Below are 16,814 nucleotides of genomic sequence, written 5' to 3' on the forward strand. Positions count from 1 at the left end.
TCACTTGCGTCCGAGGGTGCTTAGCTTTAGATTAGCAACGCCATAATTGCCTTATGTGCATGAAGGCGATTTTCTGCCTCATCGAAAACTACGGACTGCGGTCCTTCTAGGACCTCCTCCGTGATTTCCTCCCCGCGGTGAGCGGGCAAACAATGCATGACAATCGTCTCAGACTTCGCTTGCTTTAAGGTATCAGCGTCGATGCGATATCCTATAAAGTCCTTCATCCGAATCGCTGCTTCTTCTTCCTGTCCCATGCTTGCCCAGACATCTGTGTAGAGAACATCCGCTCCCTTAGCCGCTTCAAGAGGATCTTCCACCCACTCTACACTTCCTCCACCCTTTACTGCATCGGCTTGAGCCAGAGCAACAATTTCCGAGTTCGGCTTATAGCTAGCTGGCGAAGAAATCACGACCTGCATTCCCATTTTCCCAGCAAACATCAGGGAATGAGCCATATTGTTCCCATCTCCAATATAGGTTAATTTCAAACCTTCAAGCTGCTTTTTATGCTCCTGTATCGTCAGCAAATCAGCCAAAACTTGAGTTGGATGCAACAGATCACTTAACCCATTTATCACAGGCACTTCCGAATACTTTGCAAGTTCCAAAACGTCTTGGTGATCATGTGTGCGAATCATAATTCCATCAACCATCCGTGAAAGAACCCGTGCTGTATCCTTTATAGGTTCCCCACGACCAATTTGAATATCCCGATTACTTAAAAATAAAGCATGCCCACCCAATTGAAGCATTCCTGCCTCAAACGCAACACGAGTCCTCGTTGAAGACTTCGTGAAAATCATGGCTAAGTTCTTGCCCTGAAGAATGGGATGGGGAACACCCGCTTTAGTTTCTTCCTTTAATTCTTTAGCAACCCTTAACATATGCTTGATTTCCTCTGGAGTAAAATGCTGAAGGCAGATAAAGTCCCGTCCTTGAAATCCTTCTTTATCAAGTACTGCCATCCTGATCTCCCCTCTCTTTTCTGATATGTATTATTATACTAATCAATGTATAATAATACAATAGGTTTTTCCCATCTCCTCGTAAATTCTTCCATCCCTTTTTCAAGAGTATAACAAGGAACCTCGTAACATAAGCTTAAAGCAAAATTAGCGTACACATTATTGTGAACTATCTATTCAAAATCCGCTTGGGACATGCAATAATAAAGGCAACTAACAGAAAGGCGGAATAAATCATGAGTTGGTCTGATCGCATGAAAAAAGCTTTTCAAGCTTTTAAAAGAATGGCCCTCCCTCTATATGCCTGGTATTTTATACTATCAATCTTAGGAGTTGTTTTAATCTTTTTATCTCTCCTTCCTATGATTGTTTCATTAGTTCAAGCCGGTATGTTCAGTCCAGAGTTCTCGGGGTTGCCTGGCGTTCCAGGCCTGCCAGTAATTCCAGGGGCACCAGGTTCTCCGGGAGTGCCTACTCCTCCATTTTCCGGCGCTTATCCTAATCCCAATCCTCCAACCCCTCCAGGTAGTAACTTTACCCCAGGGCCTCAAGCCTTTATGAATGGAATCGCTCCATTTCTTTCCTTCGCCCCGACACTTATCCTCAGTTTCCTTGCAGTGATTGTTCTTAGTTGGCTTTTAGCGTCTGCCTTTATGACTGGACTGTTCCATCTCACCAAAAAGGCCTATACTGGCCACGCTAAATTCAAGGACTTCCGCTTCAAAGGCTGCTCTCGTGTGTTAGGTTGGTATGGTCTTCTTACCTTACTTGGGGGCCTTCTCGTCGGATTAGGAGTGATTATTGCGGTAGCCCTTCGCGATATCACCTATGCAGTTCCAGTATTCGCAGTGATATTCGCTCTTTTACTTTGTGCCGTCGCTATCTTCCTTGCCCCCTGGCTTTCAACCTCCGCCTTCTATATGTTAAATCACCGAGAGTTTTCGTTTAGTAAATCCTTCCGGGAGAGCTGGAACTTCTATCGTCGGCACTTAGGGTCCTTTTGGGGTTATTTTCTTACTGCTATCGGCATCCAAATCGTCCTTTCCCTCATTGATCGTAGTGCCTCAGATATCGGTTTCATCCTTGCCCTCCTCGTCAGCCCCTTCACAGCAATTCTCCCCATTATCTGGGTACTCACACACGAGGAGGAAGAGAATCCTCAACCTAGTACCACTGCCTATGAGCAGCTTACTCCAGACAACACCATGGCTATAGCTCCACTAGGAGTTTCAACTCAAGAACCTCGGACTCATGAAGTTGATCCTCGGGAGCATAATGAAGATTATTCACAGGAGCATTCTAAAGAGCCTTCTTATAAACCTTATCAAGAACCTTCATCCCCGAAGCCTAATCCCGAGCCCTTACAAGTTTCTTCTCCTCTATACACTCCTCATGTAACTCCCCAAGAAGATTCTCAAGTCAACTATTGTCCCACCTGCGGGAAGAGTGTTCGCCCGGGTGCAAGTTATTGTTCCCAATGCGGAACTAAGCTGTAGAGAAAAAGCCTCTAGAAAAATCTCGTTTCATAACTAAAGACACTATAGACATAGCCTGTGAGAAAATAGCCCCCAAATATAAATGGGGGCTATTTTCTGTTTACATTTAATTACAAAAGTGATATCATTATGCTATCGATATGATTACATCTTGTCTATTATCTTTAAATCACCAGAAGTGTTCATCAATTACAAGGGAGGCTTTTTAAAATGAAAGAAAAAAAGGCTTGGGCGCTCAATGGCTATCTAGCAATGATTCTGATTTTAGCGTTATTTGTCGGGGGTACAGCACTTCTCATTCAGACAAACTTAAGTGGAATCTGGCTCCTGGTTCTCGGCGTGTTATTGATTACCGGAATTCAAGTAGTTCAACCGAACAAAGCCTACGCAATCACCTTTTTTGGAAGCTACATTGGCACACTCCGTGAGCCCGGGCTATGGTTCACCCTTCCCTTATCCTTTCGCAAGTCCGTTTCTTTGCGGGTACGAAACTTTAATAGTAAAACCTTAAAAGTCAATGACACCGACGGTAATCCGGTTGAAATCGCTGCCGTCATTGTTTTCCGTGTCGTGGATACCGCCAAGGCAATCTTTGATGTCGATAAATATGAGCAGTTTGTAGAGATTCAAAGCGAAACTGCCCTTCGCCATGTAGCCAGTCGCTATCCCTATGATGTCTACGAGAACGGTGGATACTCACTCCGTGGAAATTCGGAAGAAGTAGCAGGTGAACTCGCTCAAGAACTTCAGCAACGCCTTACCCTCGCAGGAGTCGAAGTCACGGAAGCCCGTTTAACACACCTCGCCTACTCTACCGAAATAGCAGGTGCCATGCTTCAGCGCCAACAAGCTAACGCCATTCTGGCTGCTCGTCAGATTATTGTGGAAGGGGCAATGGGTATGGTCCAATTGGCGATTGAACGTCTTGAAAAGGATAAAGTTGTCCAACTGGATGAAGAACGCAAAGCTGCAATGATCAACAATCTGCTTGTTGCCATTGTCTCAGATCGTTCCGCCCAACCTGTTATCAACACAGGATCCCTTTACTAAGCAAAGTTAATACTCTGACAGGTGTTGAATTAATATGGCTAAAAAGCAATTTGCACTACGCCTTGACCCTTCCCTCTACGCCGCTCTCGAAAGATGGGCGTCTGACGAATTTCGGAGTGTCAACGCGCATATTGAGTTTCTACTTCGCGAAGCTACCCGAAAGTCCGGGCGTCTGAGTAAGGTACAAGAAGCACCTGACGAGGATGAGAATTCGGATTAAGGCATTGCTTTGCTTATCGAGCAAAAATTATCAAGAGGTTCGCTCACTAAAACCTTTATACTGTTTGGAGGGGATAAAATTGCTAAGCCTTATGGAAGAGATACTCCTCCTATCCTTGAAAGAAGAAAAAGGAACCCTATACCTCACTGTTTCCACAGGGATTGAATCTGGCATCACAGGTGCACTCCTTATGGAGTTAGAGTTTCTGAAGCGGATTAAGGTAAATAAGAAAACCCTGGAAGTCATTGATCGACGTTCTACAAGAAATCCTCGCCTAGATGCTGCCCTAAAGCAAATAGATTCCAGTAAGCGCCTCCACCCCCCACATTATTGGGTAAGTAAACTTCGAAGCACCATGAAACACCTTCGCAAGGAACTCCTCGAGGAGCTTGTGGATAAAGCCTTTCTACGCGAGGAGGAGCACGAATTTCTCGTGTTCTTCCATACGACTCGTTATCCTCTCCGAGATATCCGAGCGAAGAAGGATATTCTAGACCGTCTACAAAAAGCGCTCCTACGAGGAGAAATACCACACCCTCGTACCGCGAAACTAATAGGGTTAATTCAGGCTTGTAGTTTAATAGGCCCACTCTTCGATAAGGATGAGCGAAAGGAAGCACGAAAAAAGGCCAAGGAAATCGCAAGGGAGGATATCCTAGCTGAAGCCGTCAAGAAGGTCATTCAAGCTCAAACCGCCAATGCCGGTGTTAGTAGTTTTTAACACATCTCTTCTGTATTAGGAAGGCATGAGGACACTTCCTCTGTTTCCTTACGTTTCTTCAAGGATGCAGGGATGGTTCGACGGTTCCTCTGCTCCCTTACATTTTTTCAAAATGACGTGCAGAATGGCAACATTTTGCACGTCATTTCTTATTATGTTCCAAACGTTCAAAGATTTCTTAAAACCGCCCGTTGCAAGGACGACACTGAAATCCATCATACAGATGGCGGTTCTGACTCCTGACGATCCCTATGAAGAAAAGCTTTTTTTACTAAGAGCATCAATATAAGCTTTTACACTGGCTTCTAAGATGTCAGTACTAATTCCTTTACCGACCGTTAGGCTTCCGTCAATATTTCTGAGTTTGACAGTTGCATCACCAAGAGCTTCGCTTCCACGAGTTACGGATTTTAAAGTATAGTCTTCAAGGGTAGCCTCACTTCGGGTAAGCCGGTTAACGGCTTGGAAAAGAGCATCGATTGGGCCTTTAGTACAAGCTGCATCGGTATAAATCTCCCCATCAATCTCCAAAGAAACTGTAGCCATTGCCATCTCCACACCATTTGCTGAGATAGAAAAGTTTTTTAATACGATTCTATTGTTTAGACTCATGGAGTCTCCCATCAAAGCATAAAGATCTTGGTCAAATATTTCCTTTTTTTGATCAGCTAACGCTAGGAACTTCTGGTAAACACTTTCTAATTCTCCCCCCTCAACCTTATACCCCAATTCCTCTAGGCGGTACTGAAGAGCATGTCTACCTGATCGAGCACTCAGGGTAATAAGATTTTGTGGAACGCCAATGGTCTCTGGTTGAATGATTTCATACGTTTCTCTATCTTTTAAGACACCATCCTGATGAATACCTGAAGCATGCATAAACGCATTTGCTCCGACGATAGCTTTGTGATCAGGTATAGCTACACCAGTAATCCTAGAAACGAGCCGACTAGTCGCTGAGATTTCCTTAGTCTTAATCCGGCTTTCCACTCCGTAGCTCTTACGTTGGGTATAAATTGCCATAATTACTTCTTCTAGAGAAGTATTGCCGGCCCGCTCACCAATTCCGTTGATAGTTCCTTCAACTTGCGAAGCTCCGGCTTTAATGCCAGCTAACGCATTTGCGGTGGCCATGCCAAGGTCGTTATGACAGTGAACACTGACGATAGCCTTATCAATGTTCTTTGTATTATCAATGACATATGAGATTAGACTTCCGTATTCCCAAGGACTAGCATAGCCTACCGTATCTGGAATATTTACCACCGTCGCCCCTGCTTTAATAACCTGTTCCAATACACGTACAAGGAAAGCCGGATCACCTCGGAAGGCATCCTCTGCATAAAACTCTACATCGCTCACATATTTTTTAGCATGCTTGACCGCAGCAACAGCCCGCTCCACTATCATTTCCGGCGAAAGATTTAGCTTTTTCTCCATATGCACTGGAGAAATTCCTATCCCCGTATGAATTCTAGGAAATTCTGCACCACGTAAAGACTCGGCACACAAATCAATATCTTTTTCATCAGCTCGGGTAAGTCCACAAATCGTTACCCCTTTTATTTCTCGGGCAATTGTACGTACAGACTCCATATCTCCCGGTGAGGATGCTGGGAAACCTGCTTCAATGATATCTACTCCTAAGTCAACGAGTTTTTTTGCAATCTCTAGTTTTTCATTAACATTTAAGGTGATTCCTAACGATTGTTCTCCATCTCGGAGAGTGGTATCAAATACATATAACTTGCGCATAAGAATTCCCCCTTCTTTTTCTTCGTTCGATCTCATAAGGTCACTAAGGTCAGACTCCACCTCAACCACCTCCTATAAAAATAAAAAACCTTTCATCTCAATCTGAGACGAAAGGTTAATTCGCGGTACCACTCAATTTACGGCTGTTCAAGCCGTCCCTTAAAGATACTGGAGCTAAGCGCCACCATAATGGCACTTATCCTCCGATATCCTCTTCCTTTTAACGGTGGAAGCTCCGTCTAAAGCCTACTCTCAAATCAAGTTCGGCCAGCAACTCAAGGGAGAGTTCTATTCCCAACCATTACTGTCTTGCACCAGACGACAGTTCTCTGAAATGGTCCCAGGAACATGTAGTCCCTATCATCGTTATTTTAACATTTTAGATATTCTTTCATATTTACCGATTTCTGTCAAGTAGCTGATCTTATGATGATGCTTTCAACGTTTATCCGTCTTGGACATAGCCACCCGCTTAACCCCAAGCGGGTCCAACTCGTTTCTCCAGTACTGTATAACTATTATCAAGATTCTCTCTTCCTAACAGATGGCGTGGCGCCTACTCTGAGCAGGGAATGAAGACAATTTCCTCAGTAGAGATAGCCAACACTTCTTCGACTGACTTACCTTTAATTTCGTCTGACGTTATGTACTTAGTAATCGGAAACATTGATATAGAAACATAATTCATATCAAAGGCCTCATTCATGACTGTTCTTCCGTCCTTCATACGCGCATTCACATCATCAAAAACGGCCGCAAGATCGTCTGTTTCAATTTCCCAGATCATTAAGTAGCGCATATCCGGAGCTTCAGATTGCTGGCTGTCTGCTATCTTATAGAATTGAGCTCCCACAAAACCCGGGATTTTCAAAAGGTCATGAACATGTTGGCCTTCATACCATTTGAGATAGGTTTCCTCCTGATTAGCAGCAGGGTTACTGAAAACCATCATTACATATTTTTGTTTTGAAGAATTCCCCATTTATTTTTACCCCCTTATCATTGAATTCCTTCTTCAAAACCGTTTAAAACATAAACCCCCATATCAAAATACCAGAACCCACAACCAAGCATGCCCATAAGAAAGAAATAACATTGTATCCCATAATATCCCGTATCCCCAACCCCGAGAGAGCCAGTGCCGGTAAGATCCACATCGGCTGGATTATATCTTGCACTCCATTACCCAAAGCAACGGACATTGAGACAGTTGCTAAGTTAGCTCCCATTGCATTAGCGGCTTCGATCATGAAAGGACCCTGTACTGCCCAATGACCACCACCAGAAGGAACAAAGATATTAATGAGCATTGAGGATATCCACCCCCAAAAGGGTAGCGTTTGAGGAGTAGATATCGCCACAAACCAATCAGCCATAGTCGTCACAAGGCCGGAGCTTGTCATCATTCCCATGATCCCAGCATAAAACGGAAACTGTATAACCATCGAACCGATGCCTTTAACAGATTCTTGAACTGCATCGATAAAATTACGCGTTGTACCGTGCAGAATCATGGCAAGGAACAGAAAAATAAAATCAACCGCATTGATATCAAAGCTTCCTTTTTTCACCAAGAAATAATGTCCCATAAAAGCTACCCCTAAAGTGACTGTAATAAAGATGAAGATCGGACTGTTTTCTGCTCTTTCGGCGGGGGTTAAATTAACTCGCGACTTTCGTTCGGCACTATTCTCGCCTGGCTCAGGCTTGAATGTAACAAGAGTTCCTTGAGGTTTTATCAAGCTGTTCACGATGGGCATAGTGATAAGCAAGACGGCCGTCATCAGTAACAACATCGGATGAAAAGTCGTCCGGCTAATAGGGATAACCCCCATCTGTTTCTCTAGAAAATGTCCACTCGTGGCGATTAACAGGGGAGTTGCCGCTGAAATGCCAAACGCATAAAGCGAAAATCCCGTGTAGGATGCGGCAATAATCAGTGGATAATGAACACCCGGGACGCGCTCGGCCAATTTCTTAGCGAGCAGCGTTCCTCCTATAAGACCAAATCCCCAATTCAGGTAAGACATGACCCCTGTAGCAAAAGTAGCTAACGCTATCGCTGCTTTCGGAGTTTTAGGAATGCTGGCAACCCTGTTCAAAAAGCGTTGGATCAGAGGAGCTTGAGCCACAACCGAACCGCCTATCAAAATTAGAACCATTTGCATCGCAAATGTCAACAATCCCCAAAACCCTTGACCCCAGTAAACAATCATATCCATAGGACTTTTATGTTGTAAAATAACCCCCAAGATACCCGTAAATAACGTTAATATCACCGCAAATAAAAACGGGTCTGGCAAGTACTTTTTTATAATAGAACTAAAAACTCCGCTGATCGCTGAAATTATTCTAGTAATAAAACCTTCTTGCTTTTCTTCCTGACTTATTTTTGCTTGCATTGACATCCACCTATCTCTCATCATCTCTAGGTTGTCAAAGTCAAATTGGCAATAAAAAATACCAAACGTAAACCGTTTTATTTCTAAGTAAAATTTCATACAACACACGCAATTCGTACTCGAGTAATACACTTGGCTATGAAACCAATCATTAACAGAATAAATCATAGGGGGTTTACGTTTGATGCTATTACCATATCCATTAAGTAAGGTTTATTAAAACTGCACCCTATATTTGTCTATTTTTTCCCAATCGAGTTCAACACCTAGTCCAGGACCTTCCGGAACGATCATCATGCCCTGTTTGATCACGGGAGGCTTTTTTAGAATATGCATAGAGTCAGCATAATCCAGTGTATCGTCTGTATAAACGGCAATTTCACAAGGCAGGCTGATTTGCTTAAACGCAGCTGCTAAATGTGCGCACGCGACGGAACCAAGATCACATTCAGCCTGTGTGCTAATTTGACAAGGGATATTTGCCGCCTCAGCCATGGCGATTACCTTTCTGGAGAGCGTGTAACCCGTCCGCGGAAGCTTTATACCAAGACGTCCAATTGCACCCAGCTTTAGCTGATGGTTAATTGCGGGAACTGTGAAGGTACTTTCGTCGCTGAGAATAGGAATTGTCAGCCTGCGCGCAAGCTCTTTTCTTCCTTCATCGTCCCAAGATGGTAGTGGCTCCTCATAGCTATCTAAAATACCGGTTAGTTCCAACCCGACACGCAGTGCCTGTTCGCGACTGTAAACCATATTGGGATCAATGTTAATTTTCATCTCCGGACCGCAAGCCTCATGAATTAGCCTACAGACCTCGATATCCTTATCGGGATCGACGCCCGCTTTCACTTTTACAGCGCGGTAGCCTTGATCATATCTCTTTTTAGCATCATCCACCATTTCATCCAGCTCAAAAAATGTACCAAATGATGTCCATGAAAGCGAAATTTCTTTTCTATAGCAACCGCCCAACAGATTATAAATCGGTATATTCAGGATTTTCCCATTCAGGTCATACAATGCTATATCAATAGCACCTTTCGCGGCAAGATTCCAGACCAGAACATTGCATTTTTCCCAGATACGCTCCAGATTGAAGGAATCTTCTCCAATGAGGAGCGGCGCCAAATGATTTTTTATAGCATAATAGATGGATTCCTGAGTCTCGCCGTAGATACCCGGCCTTTGAACACCTTCAGCGATGCCATAGGTTCCGTCTTCGCCCTCAATTTTTACAATGACATTTTCAATAGCCGGAACATATCCCGTTGCCCATTTAATTGGGTTTTTAAGTGGTATTCTAACCGGAATGGCTTCTACACTTTTAATAATCATATTCTTGACACTCCTTTGCCATAAGGAATATTGTGGGCGGCAATGGATTCTCTCTATTCATCTCCCTCACATTACCGCCTATCCTAACAGTTATGGTGTTGATATACTTCTGAATAAGGATTAGAGGCTTTGAATAAATTCATCCATATATTCACAAACAAGTTCAGGGTTTTCAACAATGATAAAATGACCGTACTCTGGAATTGGCTTATAGACCAACTTTTCGCAGTTCGTGATTCTAGCCATTGTTTCCAAGACCATCTTCTCCGTAGCAATCTGATCATCAAGCCCGTGAATAATCAAGGTGGGGCATTTAACCTGATCCATTTTGTCCCTTACGTCAAATCCGTTGTATTGGGTCAAATCCCCTTGCTTGGTAACCCCGATTTCCGTCATGACGCCCCACATGATGAAGTCCTTCCGCTCCTGACTTGTCGCGCGACCAATCAGGCACTCGCTAAACTCCAGATGAGAATGCTGACAGCTTACATAGGGATGGTTAAGTAGCTCAAGAATTCTTGCATCGACGGTCGGTGTATAGTCTGAGCCCTGCATGGAAACGATAGCGCGAACGGGATAGGTTTGCGCCATATGATAAACAATATTTCCGCCCATGGAGCAGCCGATTACGATTGGGTTTTCGATGCCGAGCACTTGAATTGTGTCCCAGACGAACTTACCGTAATCGATATAATTGTTAATGACCTTATTGCCCGGAAGCGGCCAGCTCTTTCCATGTGCGGGCATGTCAAAGGAAATCATTTTGTATTTGCCATTAAAAATCTCCATCATATCGTGATACTGACGGTTTTCACGCCCCGCTGTATGTAGGCAGATGATTGTGCCTTTATCTGTCGGGGCGTCATTGGTTTCACAGTAAATTTTAATGCCATTCACCTTAACATAAAATCCAGAAATAGCCATGGTTAATTCCCCTTTCCTATATAAATTGTCTCTTATCGAATTCCCGCGTAAACGCGGATCAGCTGTGCAACCGCATTGAAGTTTTGTCTAAATCTTACTGCGCCTCCAAGAGTGGTCAGATTGTTACTGTTTCCCTTGTTTGTTGCAACGCTTAAGCTTTTGTGGGTGCAGAATTTGTCCCAATCCTCCTTGGAGCCGGACACGCCGATATCTACGCCAGTGTTTGGAATACCCTCGACGACACATATGCACTTCCCTCTGTGGAAGGAAAGAGTACAGGATTCCTTGCCATCGATTAAGGTAATGTCTCCTGTAAAAAATTTACCATAGTAATACTCTAGATACTTTTCCGCCTCTGGCCCATTAATCAATTCCTGAAGTTTTTTCATTTTCTCCAACATAGAAGGTCCTCCCTTTTAAGATTTTTTATAATAAGCTTCTTATAATATTAAAGAAAATAGTTATAAGTTTAAGCTTATTAACATTTTCTGACAATCTTTTGAATTCCGAGCTTTATAATGTGGATCAGTCGATGATATCCTCAAGATTTTTTCTTGCGGTTTCTTTTCCAAAGATGTAGACAATGGGAACCATCAGCCAACCACCAAGGGCACTAACTAGTTCAGCAGTCATCGCAGAGGTGTTTTGCGCAATCAATCCGAGAAGAAGCATTGTAAGCACTGCCGAAGCACGCCCGATTCCTATAGACAGACTAGTGCCGGTAGCGCGAATGTGAGATGGGAAAATTTCGCTAGAATACGCAATCAAAACTGAGTGCTGTCCCATTCCAATACCTAGCATCATGGTTGCAACATACAGAAGTATACTTCCCTGTCCTGCTACAGCGGCAGCACCCTTGGATGCAATGTAAAGCATAATACAGGAAATCACCACAAGGGAACTCGCAAAGAGCATGCCTTTTTTTCTTCCGATGATGTCCGAAATCTTTCCACATAGCGGGTATCCTAAAATGGCGACCCCCCAAAGAAGCATATTCATTTTCCCCATGTTAACCGCATTCATATGGAAATCCGTGCGCATGGCAACCAAAAACCAGGTCATATTACCCCATGCCCAAAACGCTCCTACAACATGAAGCGACATTGCAACTAAAGAATTGCGACGGTACTTTGCCTTAAATAACTCGGAAAGGCTCACCTTTTTCTGATTAGGATCGATAACACCTTTGGCGACATCCTCCCTGTATTGACACCATTGTGGACTTTCCTTCAGAAAAAGCATGATCGGGATAATCAGAATGAGACCAATGTAACCCACGTTAGTGAATGATCTCCAGCCCCATCCCCAGCCTGAAACCAGCGCGAATACGCCAGAGAGGAGGAATGTACCAACAGGGGTACCGCTTTGCATTGCTCCAAGAAATGCTCCACGGTTTTTGGCAGGAACCACTTCTGAGAGGTAGGAGGCGCCGATTCCCCACTGGCAGGTTTGTCCATGCGCGGCGATGAATCGTAAAACAAAGACCTGATAGATATTACTGATCATTCCAAGGCTGCCATTGAATATCGCGGCAGCTAAGATAGACAAGGACATGCCTAAGCGTCGTCCCTTTTTGTCCGCAAGAAGCGGAAGCCAAAGAGAACTGACGAAACCTCCTAAGGAATAGACACTTGCTATGACTCCTATCATACCCAGTTGAAAATGCAATTCTTCAATCATAAAAGGGGCAGACATTGAAAAGACATTACTGAAATTTACAAGAGTCCAACCAAGGAACACGAAGGTAAATACCAGCCAAACACTGTTTTTCGAGCGCTGTTCCGGTATCTCGGTCTTTACGCTTTCAATCATGGTTCATTCACTCCCTAATTAGATTAGTCCATGCTCCTGAAATTCTCTTATCTGCTGCTCCGTAAATCCGAAATTTTTGTAGACCTCCATGTTATGCTCGCCCAAAAGTGGGGAGGAGCTTCGTACATAGGGATTCGTCTCGGACATTTTGATCCCTTGATTTGTAATCTTAACTTTACCAACCTTTGGATGATCGATCTCAGTAAACATCTCTCTGACACCACCGATATGAGGATCCTTTACCACCTGCTCTACAGTAAAGACCGGCGCTGCAGGAAGTCCCGCGTTCAACAACAGATTAACAACCTCGTCAACCGTTTTATCACTGGTCCATTCTTCCAAGATGGCGTCGAGCTTCCTTTTGTTTTTCTCACGCGTTGCATTATCGACAAACTCAGGCATTTCAAGCAAGTCGGTTCTCCCGATCGCATTGCAGAGTTTTTTCCAAAGGGGTTCACCAAGTGCCAAGAAGATGACATCTCCATCGGAACACTGATAGCTCCCTCCAGGTGCACCAGCAGCATATCCGTTGCCTTGACGCTGCGGAACAGTTCCATTGGTCAGATAAACCTGATTCACTGTACCCATACTTACAACGGTCACATCGGTCAGCGCAATATCAATCATTTGACCTCTTCCGGTTTTGTTTCGATATTGCAACGCCGCCAAAATTCCCACAGCTGCGTTTAATCCTCCCAAAATATCTGCAACTGAGGCACCGCATCGGGTGGGCGGAACATCTGGCCAGCCTGTTACCCCCATCATTCCCCCCATAGCCTGGGCTACTGGATCAAAGCCCGCTCGATTTTTATACGGACCTGTTTGACCAAAGCCAGAGACGGCCGCGTAGATGATTCCAGGGTTGACTTTTTTGAGTTCTTCATATCCAAAGCCCAGTTTATCCATGACGCCAGGACGGAAATTTTCTATGATGACGTCAGCCTCCTTGACCATTTTGAAAAAGATCTTTTTTCCCCTTTTCAGATCAAGAGTAATACCCTTTTTACTACGGTTAAAATTCATATAGTAAGTACTTTCACCTTCTTTTTTGGGCATATTGTCTCTTGCATCATCACCCCTACCGGGCATCTCCACCTTGATTACATCAGCTCCCATATCCGCCAAGAGAGATGCACAAAATGGACCCGCTACAACCCTGCCCATGTCCAATACTTTTAAACCTTCTAAAGCTCCGGGATTTTTCATTTTCTATTCACTCCTTTACGTCATAACTATTTCCGTCAAAGTCAGCCCTTTTCATTTCCGCAAATCAGTACCGCGCTCAGCTGAGGTGGCCCGCCAAATGTATTCGATAATCCAAGATTCACATTTTCAATTTGGCGTTTGGGATTATCCACCTTGTGCTGTAATTGCTTGTAAATTTCATAGGTCATGCGGATACCACTTGCTCCAACTGGGTGTCCAAAGCACTTGAGACCGCCGTCTGTATTAACCGGCAAGCCGCCTGTACGTTCAAAGAAGCCGGCATCTATATCCTCCTTGGCATGTCCTCTTTGACTGAAGCCAAAGTCCTCATAAATTAACATTTCTGTTGTAGTAAAGCAGTCATGAACCTCGGCAATATCAATCTCTTCCCTCGGATTTTTTACACCGGCCATTTCGTATGCCTTTCTCGAGGAAATCTTAAGTGCATCAAATCCAGTCCAAGTAAAGCCTGGTCTAAACTGTGGAAGAACCGCATCCATTGCAACACCAAAGCCTTTTATATAAATGGGATCTGGTCTAAAATCCTTCGCCATATCGGCTCTGGTGATGATTGCACAAGCAGAGCCATCGCTGTTTCCACAACAATCATAGAGTCCCAAAGGAGTTGCAATAATTGGTGCTTTTAAAACATCTTCAATCGTAATCTCCTTATGAAAATGAGCCTTTGGAGACAACATCCCGTTTTTATGATTTTTAACTGCGATCTTAGCAAGCATCATTCGACCTTCTTCATAGGTTAAACCGTATTGTTCAAAGTAACGGGTTGCGATTAAGGCGAACGATCCCGGAGCCGTGCGTCTGGCCTCTAAAACCGGGCTCATTCCTCTACCAGCCCCAAGACCGGCATAACCCGTATCCTTAAGTTTTTCGGCACCCAGCGCCATCACCACGTTGTATGCACCACTCGCCACCGCCATACACGCTTCGATCAAAGCGATATGTCCCGAAGTGCAGTAATTTTCATTTCGTATAATAGGGATGTTGGACAGCTTCAGCGTATCGGCCACAGCAGTACCTGCAACGCCATGCGCAAAACCGTTTCCATAAAAAACGGCTTCAATATCCTTTGGCCCCACGCCTGCATCTTCATAAGCCTCATAAGCAGCTTCAATCATTAAATCGTCAATACCACAATCCCAACGCTCTCCAAACTTCGAGCAGCCCATACCAACGATAGCTACTTTGTCCTTCATAACTCCACCCCTCCGTGCTTCCTAATTGGTCTAAATTTCCAATAATAGTTATTAAAGTCTCCCAGGGTATTGATCTTTCTAAAGGTAAACTCCACGTCCATGCCAACTTTTATTTCAGACTGCTCAAAATCTGTCATATTTAAATAATAGCGAACCCCTTCTTGATCCTCTGCAACCGTTTGAACAACAACGGGGTCATCGCTGCGCCCCGCCAGCTTATCGATAGAATAGGTGAATACCTTTGCAGTTTTACCGGATTTGCAGACGATCTCATATTCATCCTTCGCCCCACATTGGTGGCAAACTCTGTTGACTGGGAATATCTCCGCTCCGCATTTTGTACATTTGCTTCCCATAAACCGTAGATAGGTGTCCTGTTCCCGCCAATACATCGCTGTGGAAGCAGGAATCTTAAAGGGTTCTCCGGGAACTGCAGTTAAGATTCCGCGAAAGGAAAGAAATCTACCGTAATCTTCAAATTTCTTCCTGTTTTCCAGATACTTATGAAGGGTGGGCATTCTTTTGATCATATTAATGTTAGAAGTAACCGTAAACACAAATACATCGGCACCATTTCCATAAGAGGCCAAAAGGATTCTGTCATCGGGCTTAGCTTCCTCCAAGGCAGCGGCTAATAGCAATAGTGGCTGCGCCGTTCCACAGTCGCCGACATTCATCATCAAATTATCTTGAACCTGTATCTCATTGAACCCCAATTTTTTAGCAAGCTGAAGGTTCTCCTTAAATCCTGGACTTGTAAAAACAACTTTGGATATGTCCTCTTGGGCCAGCCCTGCTTTCTTTAAAGCATCTTTGACGGCCAACGACATCGCAGTCATATAGCCTTTTTCCGTTACGAATCTTTGTTCCGCATTGTTGATGAACTTTTCCTGACTATTTCTCCAGACATCCGTAATCTCATTGTTAACAGTGGAAAAGCACACTACTTCAGCAATCACATTTTCCGTACCGATTACAACCGCTGCCGCAGCATCACCGAACAACTGCTCCTGGCTTGATTTCGGATAACCGTTTCGGCAGTCTGCAGCCGTGACAAGTGCTTGTCCGGACGATTGCGCCAAGACCGCATCCACGGCGGCTTTCAGTGCACTTGTTCCCGATCGCATGGAGTTTGCGAAGTCCGTCGTAAACACATCGTGGCTTAAATCACATACGGTGGCGATCAAGCTCGCATGGGACTTTTCTGCATACGGTGCGGTAGTTGACGCAAAATACAAGGCACCGATATCATTTCTGTCAACAAAACGAAAACAGTCTATCGCCGCCTCCACAGCCATGGTTACGCTGTCTTCGTCGGAATTGGCCATGCTTCTCTCACCCTTAAGACCGCGCGCACCCCATGCTCTTGCTATCATATTCCGATCCATCGAGTAATACGGAATATATGCTCCAATTGATGTAATACCAACATTCGTCATCGTAAACCAACCTCCTTTGAATCTTTTTTTGTGTATTGATTACATTTCTATTTTGATGACTTGATTAAATTTTATCGAAATCTTACAGTGGTGTCTTCCTTGAAAGCTTCTAAGTAAAGCATGATTCTTTCCTAGTTTTCTACGAATATTCAGAATTGACGTATATCGTTCTCCTATGCTAGTCTAAGTTAATATAGGAAAACTTTAATAAGGGAAACTTCAGCGACTTCCGCTGCACACAATGCTTTTTAAACAAAGATAAAAAGAAGCAT

15 protein-coding genes and 1 other annotated feature are annotated in these 16,814 nt (G+C 44.0%); of the genes, 4 read left to right on the top strand and 11 right to left on the bottom strand.

What is annotated here, in order from left to right; all coding sequences use genetic code 11:
• Positions 1-26: 26 nt before the first annotated feature.
• Positions 27-968, bottom strand: a complete 942-nt coding sequence (gene argF / locus ACZ42W_RS20780; RefSeq protein WP_464167162.1) for an ornithine carbamoyltransferase — start codon at positions 966-968, stop codon at positions 27-29.
• A 236-nt stretch (positions 969-1,204) separates the two neighbouring features.
• On the opposite strand from argF, the gene ACZ42W_RS20785 reads away from it, so the two are divergent.
• The 4 genes from ACZ42W_RS20785 (at position 1,205) to ACZ42W_RS20800 (ending at position 4,455) form a co-directional block, all read left to right on the top strand.
• Positions 1,205-2,464, top strand: coding sequence for a zinc-ribbon domain-containing protein (locus ACZ42W_RS20785; RefSeq protein ID WP_464167163.1), 1,260 nt, complete (start codon positions 1,205-1,207; stop codon positions 2,462-2,464).
• A 210-nt stretch (positions 2,465-2,674) separates the two neighbouring features.
• On the top strand, positions 2,675-3,514 hold the full coding sequence (locus ACZ42W_RS20790) for an SPFH domain-containing protein (protein WP_464167164.1): 840 nt from the start codon (positions 2,675-2,677) through the stop codon (positions 3,512-3,514).
• A gap of 34 nt (positions 3,515-3,548) precedes the next feature.
• Complete coding sequence (locus ACZ42W_RS20795) at positions 3,549-3,734, top strand: type II toxin-antitoxin system antitoxin (protein ID WP_464167165.1); 186 nt, start codon at positions 3,549-3,551, stop codon at positions 3,732-3,734.
• A 79-nt stretch (positions 3,735-3,813) separates the two neighbouring features.
• Positions 3,814-4,455, top strand: a complete 642-nt coding sequence (locus ACZ42W_RS20800; protein ID WP_464167166.1) for a GOLPH3/VPS74 family protein — start codon at positions 3,814-3,816, stop codon at positions 4,453-4,455.
• A gap of 249 nt (positions 4,456-4,704) precedes the next feature.
• On the opposite strand, the gene ACZ42W_RS20805 is transcribed toward ACZ42W_RS20800, so the two are convergent.
• The 10 genes from ACZ42W_RS20805 to ACZ42W_RS20850 form a co-directional block, all read right to left on the bottom strand.
• Positions 4,705-6,210, bottom strand: coding sequence for a 2-isopropylmalate synthase (locus tag ACZ42W_RS20805; RefSeq protein WP_464167167.1), 1,506 nt, complete (start codon positions 6,208-6,210; stop codon positions 4,705-4,707).
• Positions 6,211-6,310: 100 nt separating this feature from the next.
• Positions 6,311-6,583 (bottom strand) — a binding site (T-box leader).
• Positions 6,584-6,766: 183 nt separating this feature from the next.
• Complete coding sequence (locus tag ACZ42W_RS20810; protein ID WP_464167168.1) at positions 6,767-7,192, bottom strand: hypothetical protein; 426 nt, start codon at positions 7,190-7,192, stop codon at positions 6,767-6,769.
• 43 nt (positions 7,193-7,235) lie between these two features.
• Positions 7,236-8,612 carry a short-chain fatty acid transporter gene (locus ACZ42W_RS20815; protein ID WP_464167169.1) on the bottom strand — a complete coding sequence of 459 codons (1,377 nt, stop codon included), beginning with the start codon at positions 8,610-8,612 and terminating at the stop codon, positions 7,236-7,238.
• 216 nt (positions 8,613-8,828) lie between these two features.
• On the bottom strand, positions 8,829-9,947 hold the full coding sequence (locus ACZ42W_RS20820; protein ID WP_464167170.1) for a mandelate racemase/muconate lactonizing enzyme family protein: 1,119 nt from the start codon (positions 9,945-9,947) through the stop codon (positions 8,829-8,831).
• A 120-nt stretch (positions 9,948-10,067) separates the two neighbouring features.
• The gene (locus ACZ42W_RS20825) at positions 10,068-10,871 is read right to left on the bottom strand and encodes an alpha/beta fold hydrolase (protein WP_464167171.1); all 804 of its coding nucleotides are present in this window, start codon (positions 10,869-10,871) and stop codon (positions 10,068-10,070) included.
• Positions 10,872-10,903: 32 nt separating this feature from the next.
• Positions 10,904-11,272: a hypothetical protein gene (locus ACZ42W_RS20830; protein ID WP_464167172.1), complete on the bottom strand. Its 369-nt coding sequence runs from the start codon at positions 11,270-11,272 to the stop codon at positions 10,904-10,906.
• Between the two features lie 124 nt (positions 11,273-11,396).
• Positions 11,397-12,683 (bottom strand): MFS transporter, encoded by a 1,287-nt coding sequence (locus ACZ42W_RS20835; RefSeq protein WP_464167173.1) that lies wholly within the window; start codon positions 12,681-12,683, stop codon positions 11,397-11,399.
• An 18-nt stretch (positions 12,684-12,701) separates the two neighbouring features.
• Complete coding sequence (locus ACZ42W_RS20840; protein ID WP_464167174.1) at positions 12,702-13,889, bottom strand: CaiB/BaiF CoA transferase family protein; 1,188 nt, start codon at positions 13,887-13,889, stop codon at positions 12,702-12,704.
• 41 nt (positions 13,890-13,930) lie between these two features.
• Positions 13,931-15,103, bottom strand: coding sequence for an acetyl-CoA acetyltransferase (locus ACZ42W_RS20845; RefSeq protein ID WP_464167175.1), 1,173 nt, complete (start codon positions 15,101-15,103; stop codon positions 13,931-13,933).
• Entirely contained in the window at positions 15,100-16,542 is a 1,443-nt protein-coding gene (locus ACZ42W_RS20850) for a hydroxymethylglutaryl-CoA synthase family protein (RefSeq protein ID WP_464167176.1), read from the bottom strand. Before ACZ42W_RS20850 ends, ACZ42W_RS20845 begins: the two co-directional genes overlap by 4 nt.
• Positions 16,543-16,814 lie beyond the last annotated feature (272 nt).

The organism is Desulfitobacterium elongatum (assembly GCF_055378975.1).

Excerpts from the sequence above, each read along its gene's own strand:
- ACZ42W_RS20795 (WP_464167165.1), top strand. The coding sequence starts at position 3,549 with ATGGCTAAAAAGCAATTTGCACTACGCCTTGACCCTTCCCTCTACGCC.
- ACZ42W_RS20825 (WP_464167171.1), bottom strand. The coding sequence starts at position 10,871 with ATGGCTATTTCTGGATTTTATGTTAAGGTGAATGGCATTAAAATTTAC.
- ACZ42W_RS20840 (WP_464167174.1), bottom strand. The coding sequence starts at position 13,889 with ATGAAAAATCCCGGAGCTTTAGAAGGTTTAAAAGTATTGGACATGGGC.
- ACZ42W_RS20835 (WP_464167173.1), bottom strand. The coding sequence starts at position 12,683 with ATGATTGAAAGCGTAAAGACCGAGATACCGGAACAGCGCTCGAAAAAC.
- ACZ42W_RS20790 (WP_464167164.1), top strand. The coding sequence starts at position 2,675 with ATGAAAGAAAAAAAGGCTTGGGCGCTCAATGGCTATCTAGCAATGATT.
- ACZ42W_RS20845 (WP_464167175.1), bottom strand. The coding sequence starts at position 15,103 with ATGAAGGACAAAGTAGCTATCGTTGGTATGGGCTGCTCGAAGTTTGGA.
- ACZ42W_RS20810 (WP_464167168.1), bottom strand. The coding sequence starts at position 7,192 with ATGGGGAATTCTTCAAAACAAAAATATGTAATGATGGTTTTCAGTAAC.
- ACZ42W_RS20820 (WP_464167170.1), bottom strand. The coding sequence starts at position 9,947 with ATGATTATTAAAAGTGTAGAAGCCATTCCGGTTAGAATACCACTTAAA.
- ACZ42W_RS20815 (WP_464167169.1), bottom strand. The coding sequence starts at position 8,612 with ATGCAAGCAAAAATAAGTCAGGAAGAAAAGCAAGAAGGTTTTATTACT.
- argF (WP_464167162.1), bottom strand. The coding sequence starts at position 968 with ATGGCAGTACTTGATAAAGAAGGATTTCAAGGACGGGACTTTATCTGC.
- ACZ42W_RS20830 (WP_464167172.1), bottom strand. The coding sequence starts at position 11,272 with ATGTTGGAGAAAATGAAAAAACTTCAGGAATTGATTAATGGGCCAGAG.
- ACZ42W_RS20785 (WP_464167163.1), top strand. The coding sequence starts at position 1,205 with ATGAGTTGGTCTGATCGCATGAAAAAAGCTTTTCAAGCTTTTAAAAGA.
- ACZ42W_RS20805 (WP_464167167.1), bottom strand. The coding sequence starts at position 6,210 with ATGCGCAAGTTATATGTATTTGATACCACTCTCCGAGATGGAGAACAA.
- ACZ42W_RS20850 (WP_464167176.1), bottom strand. The coding sequence starts at position 16,542 with ATGACGAATGTTGGTATTACATCAATTGGAGCATATATTCCGTATTAC.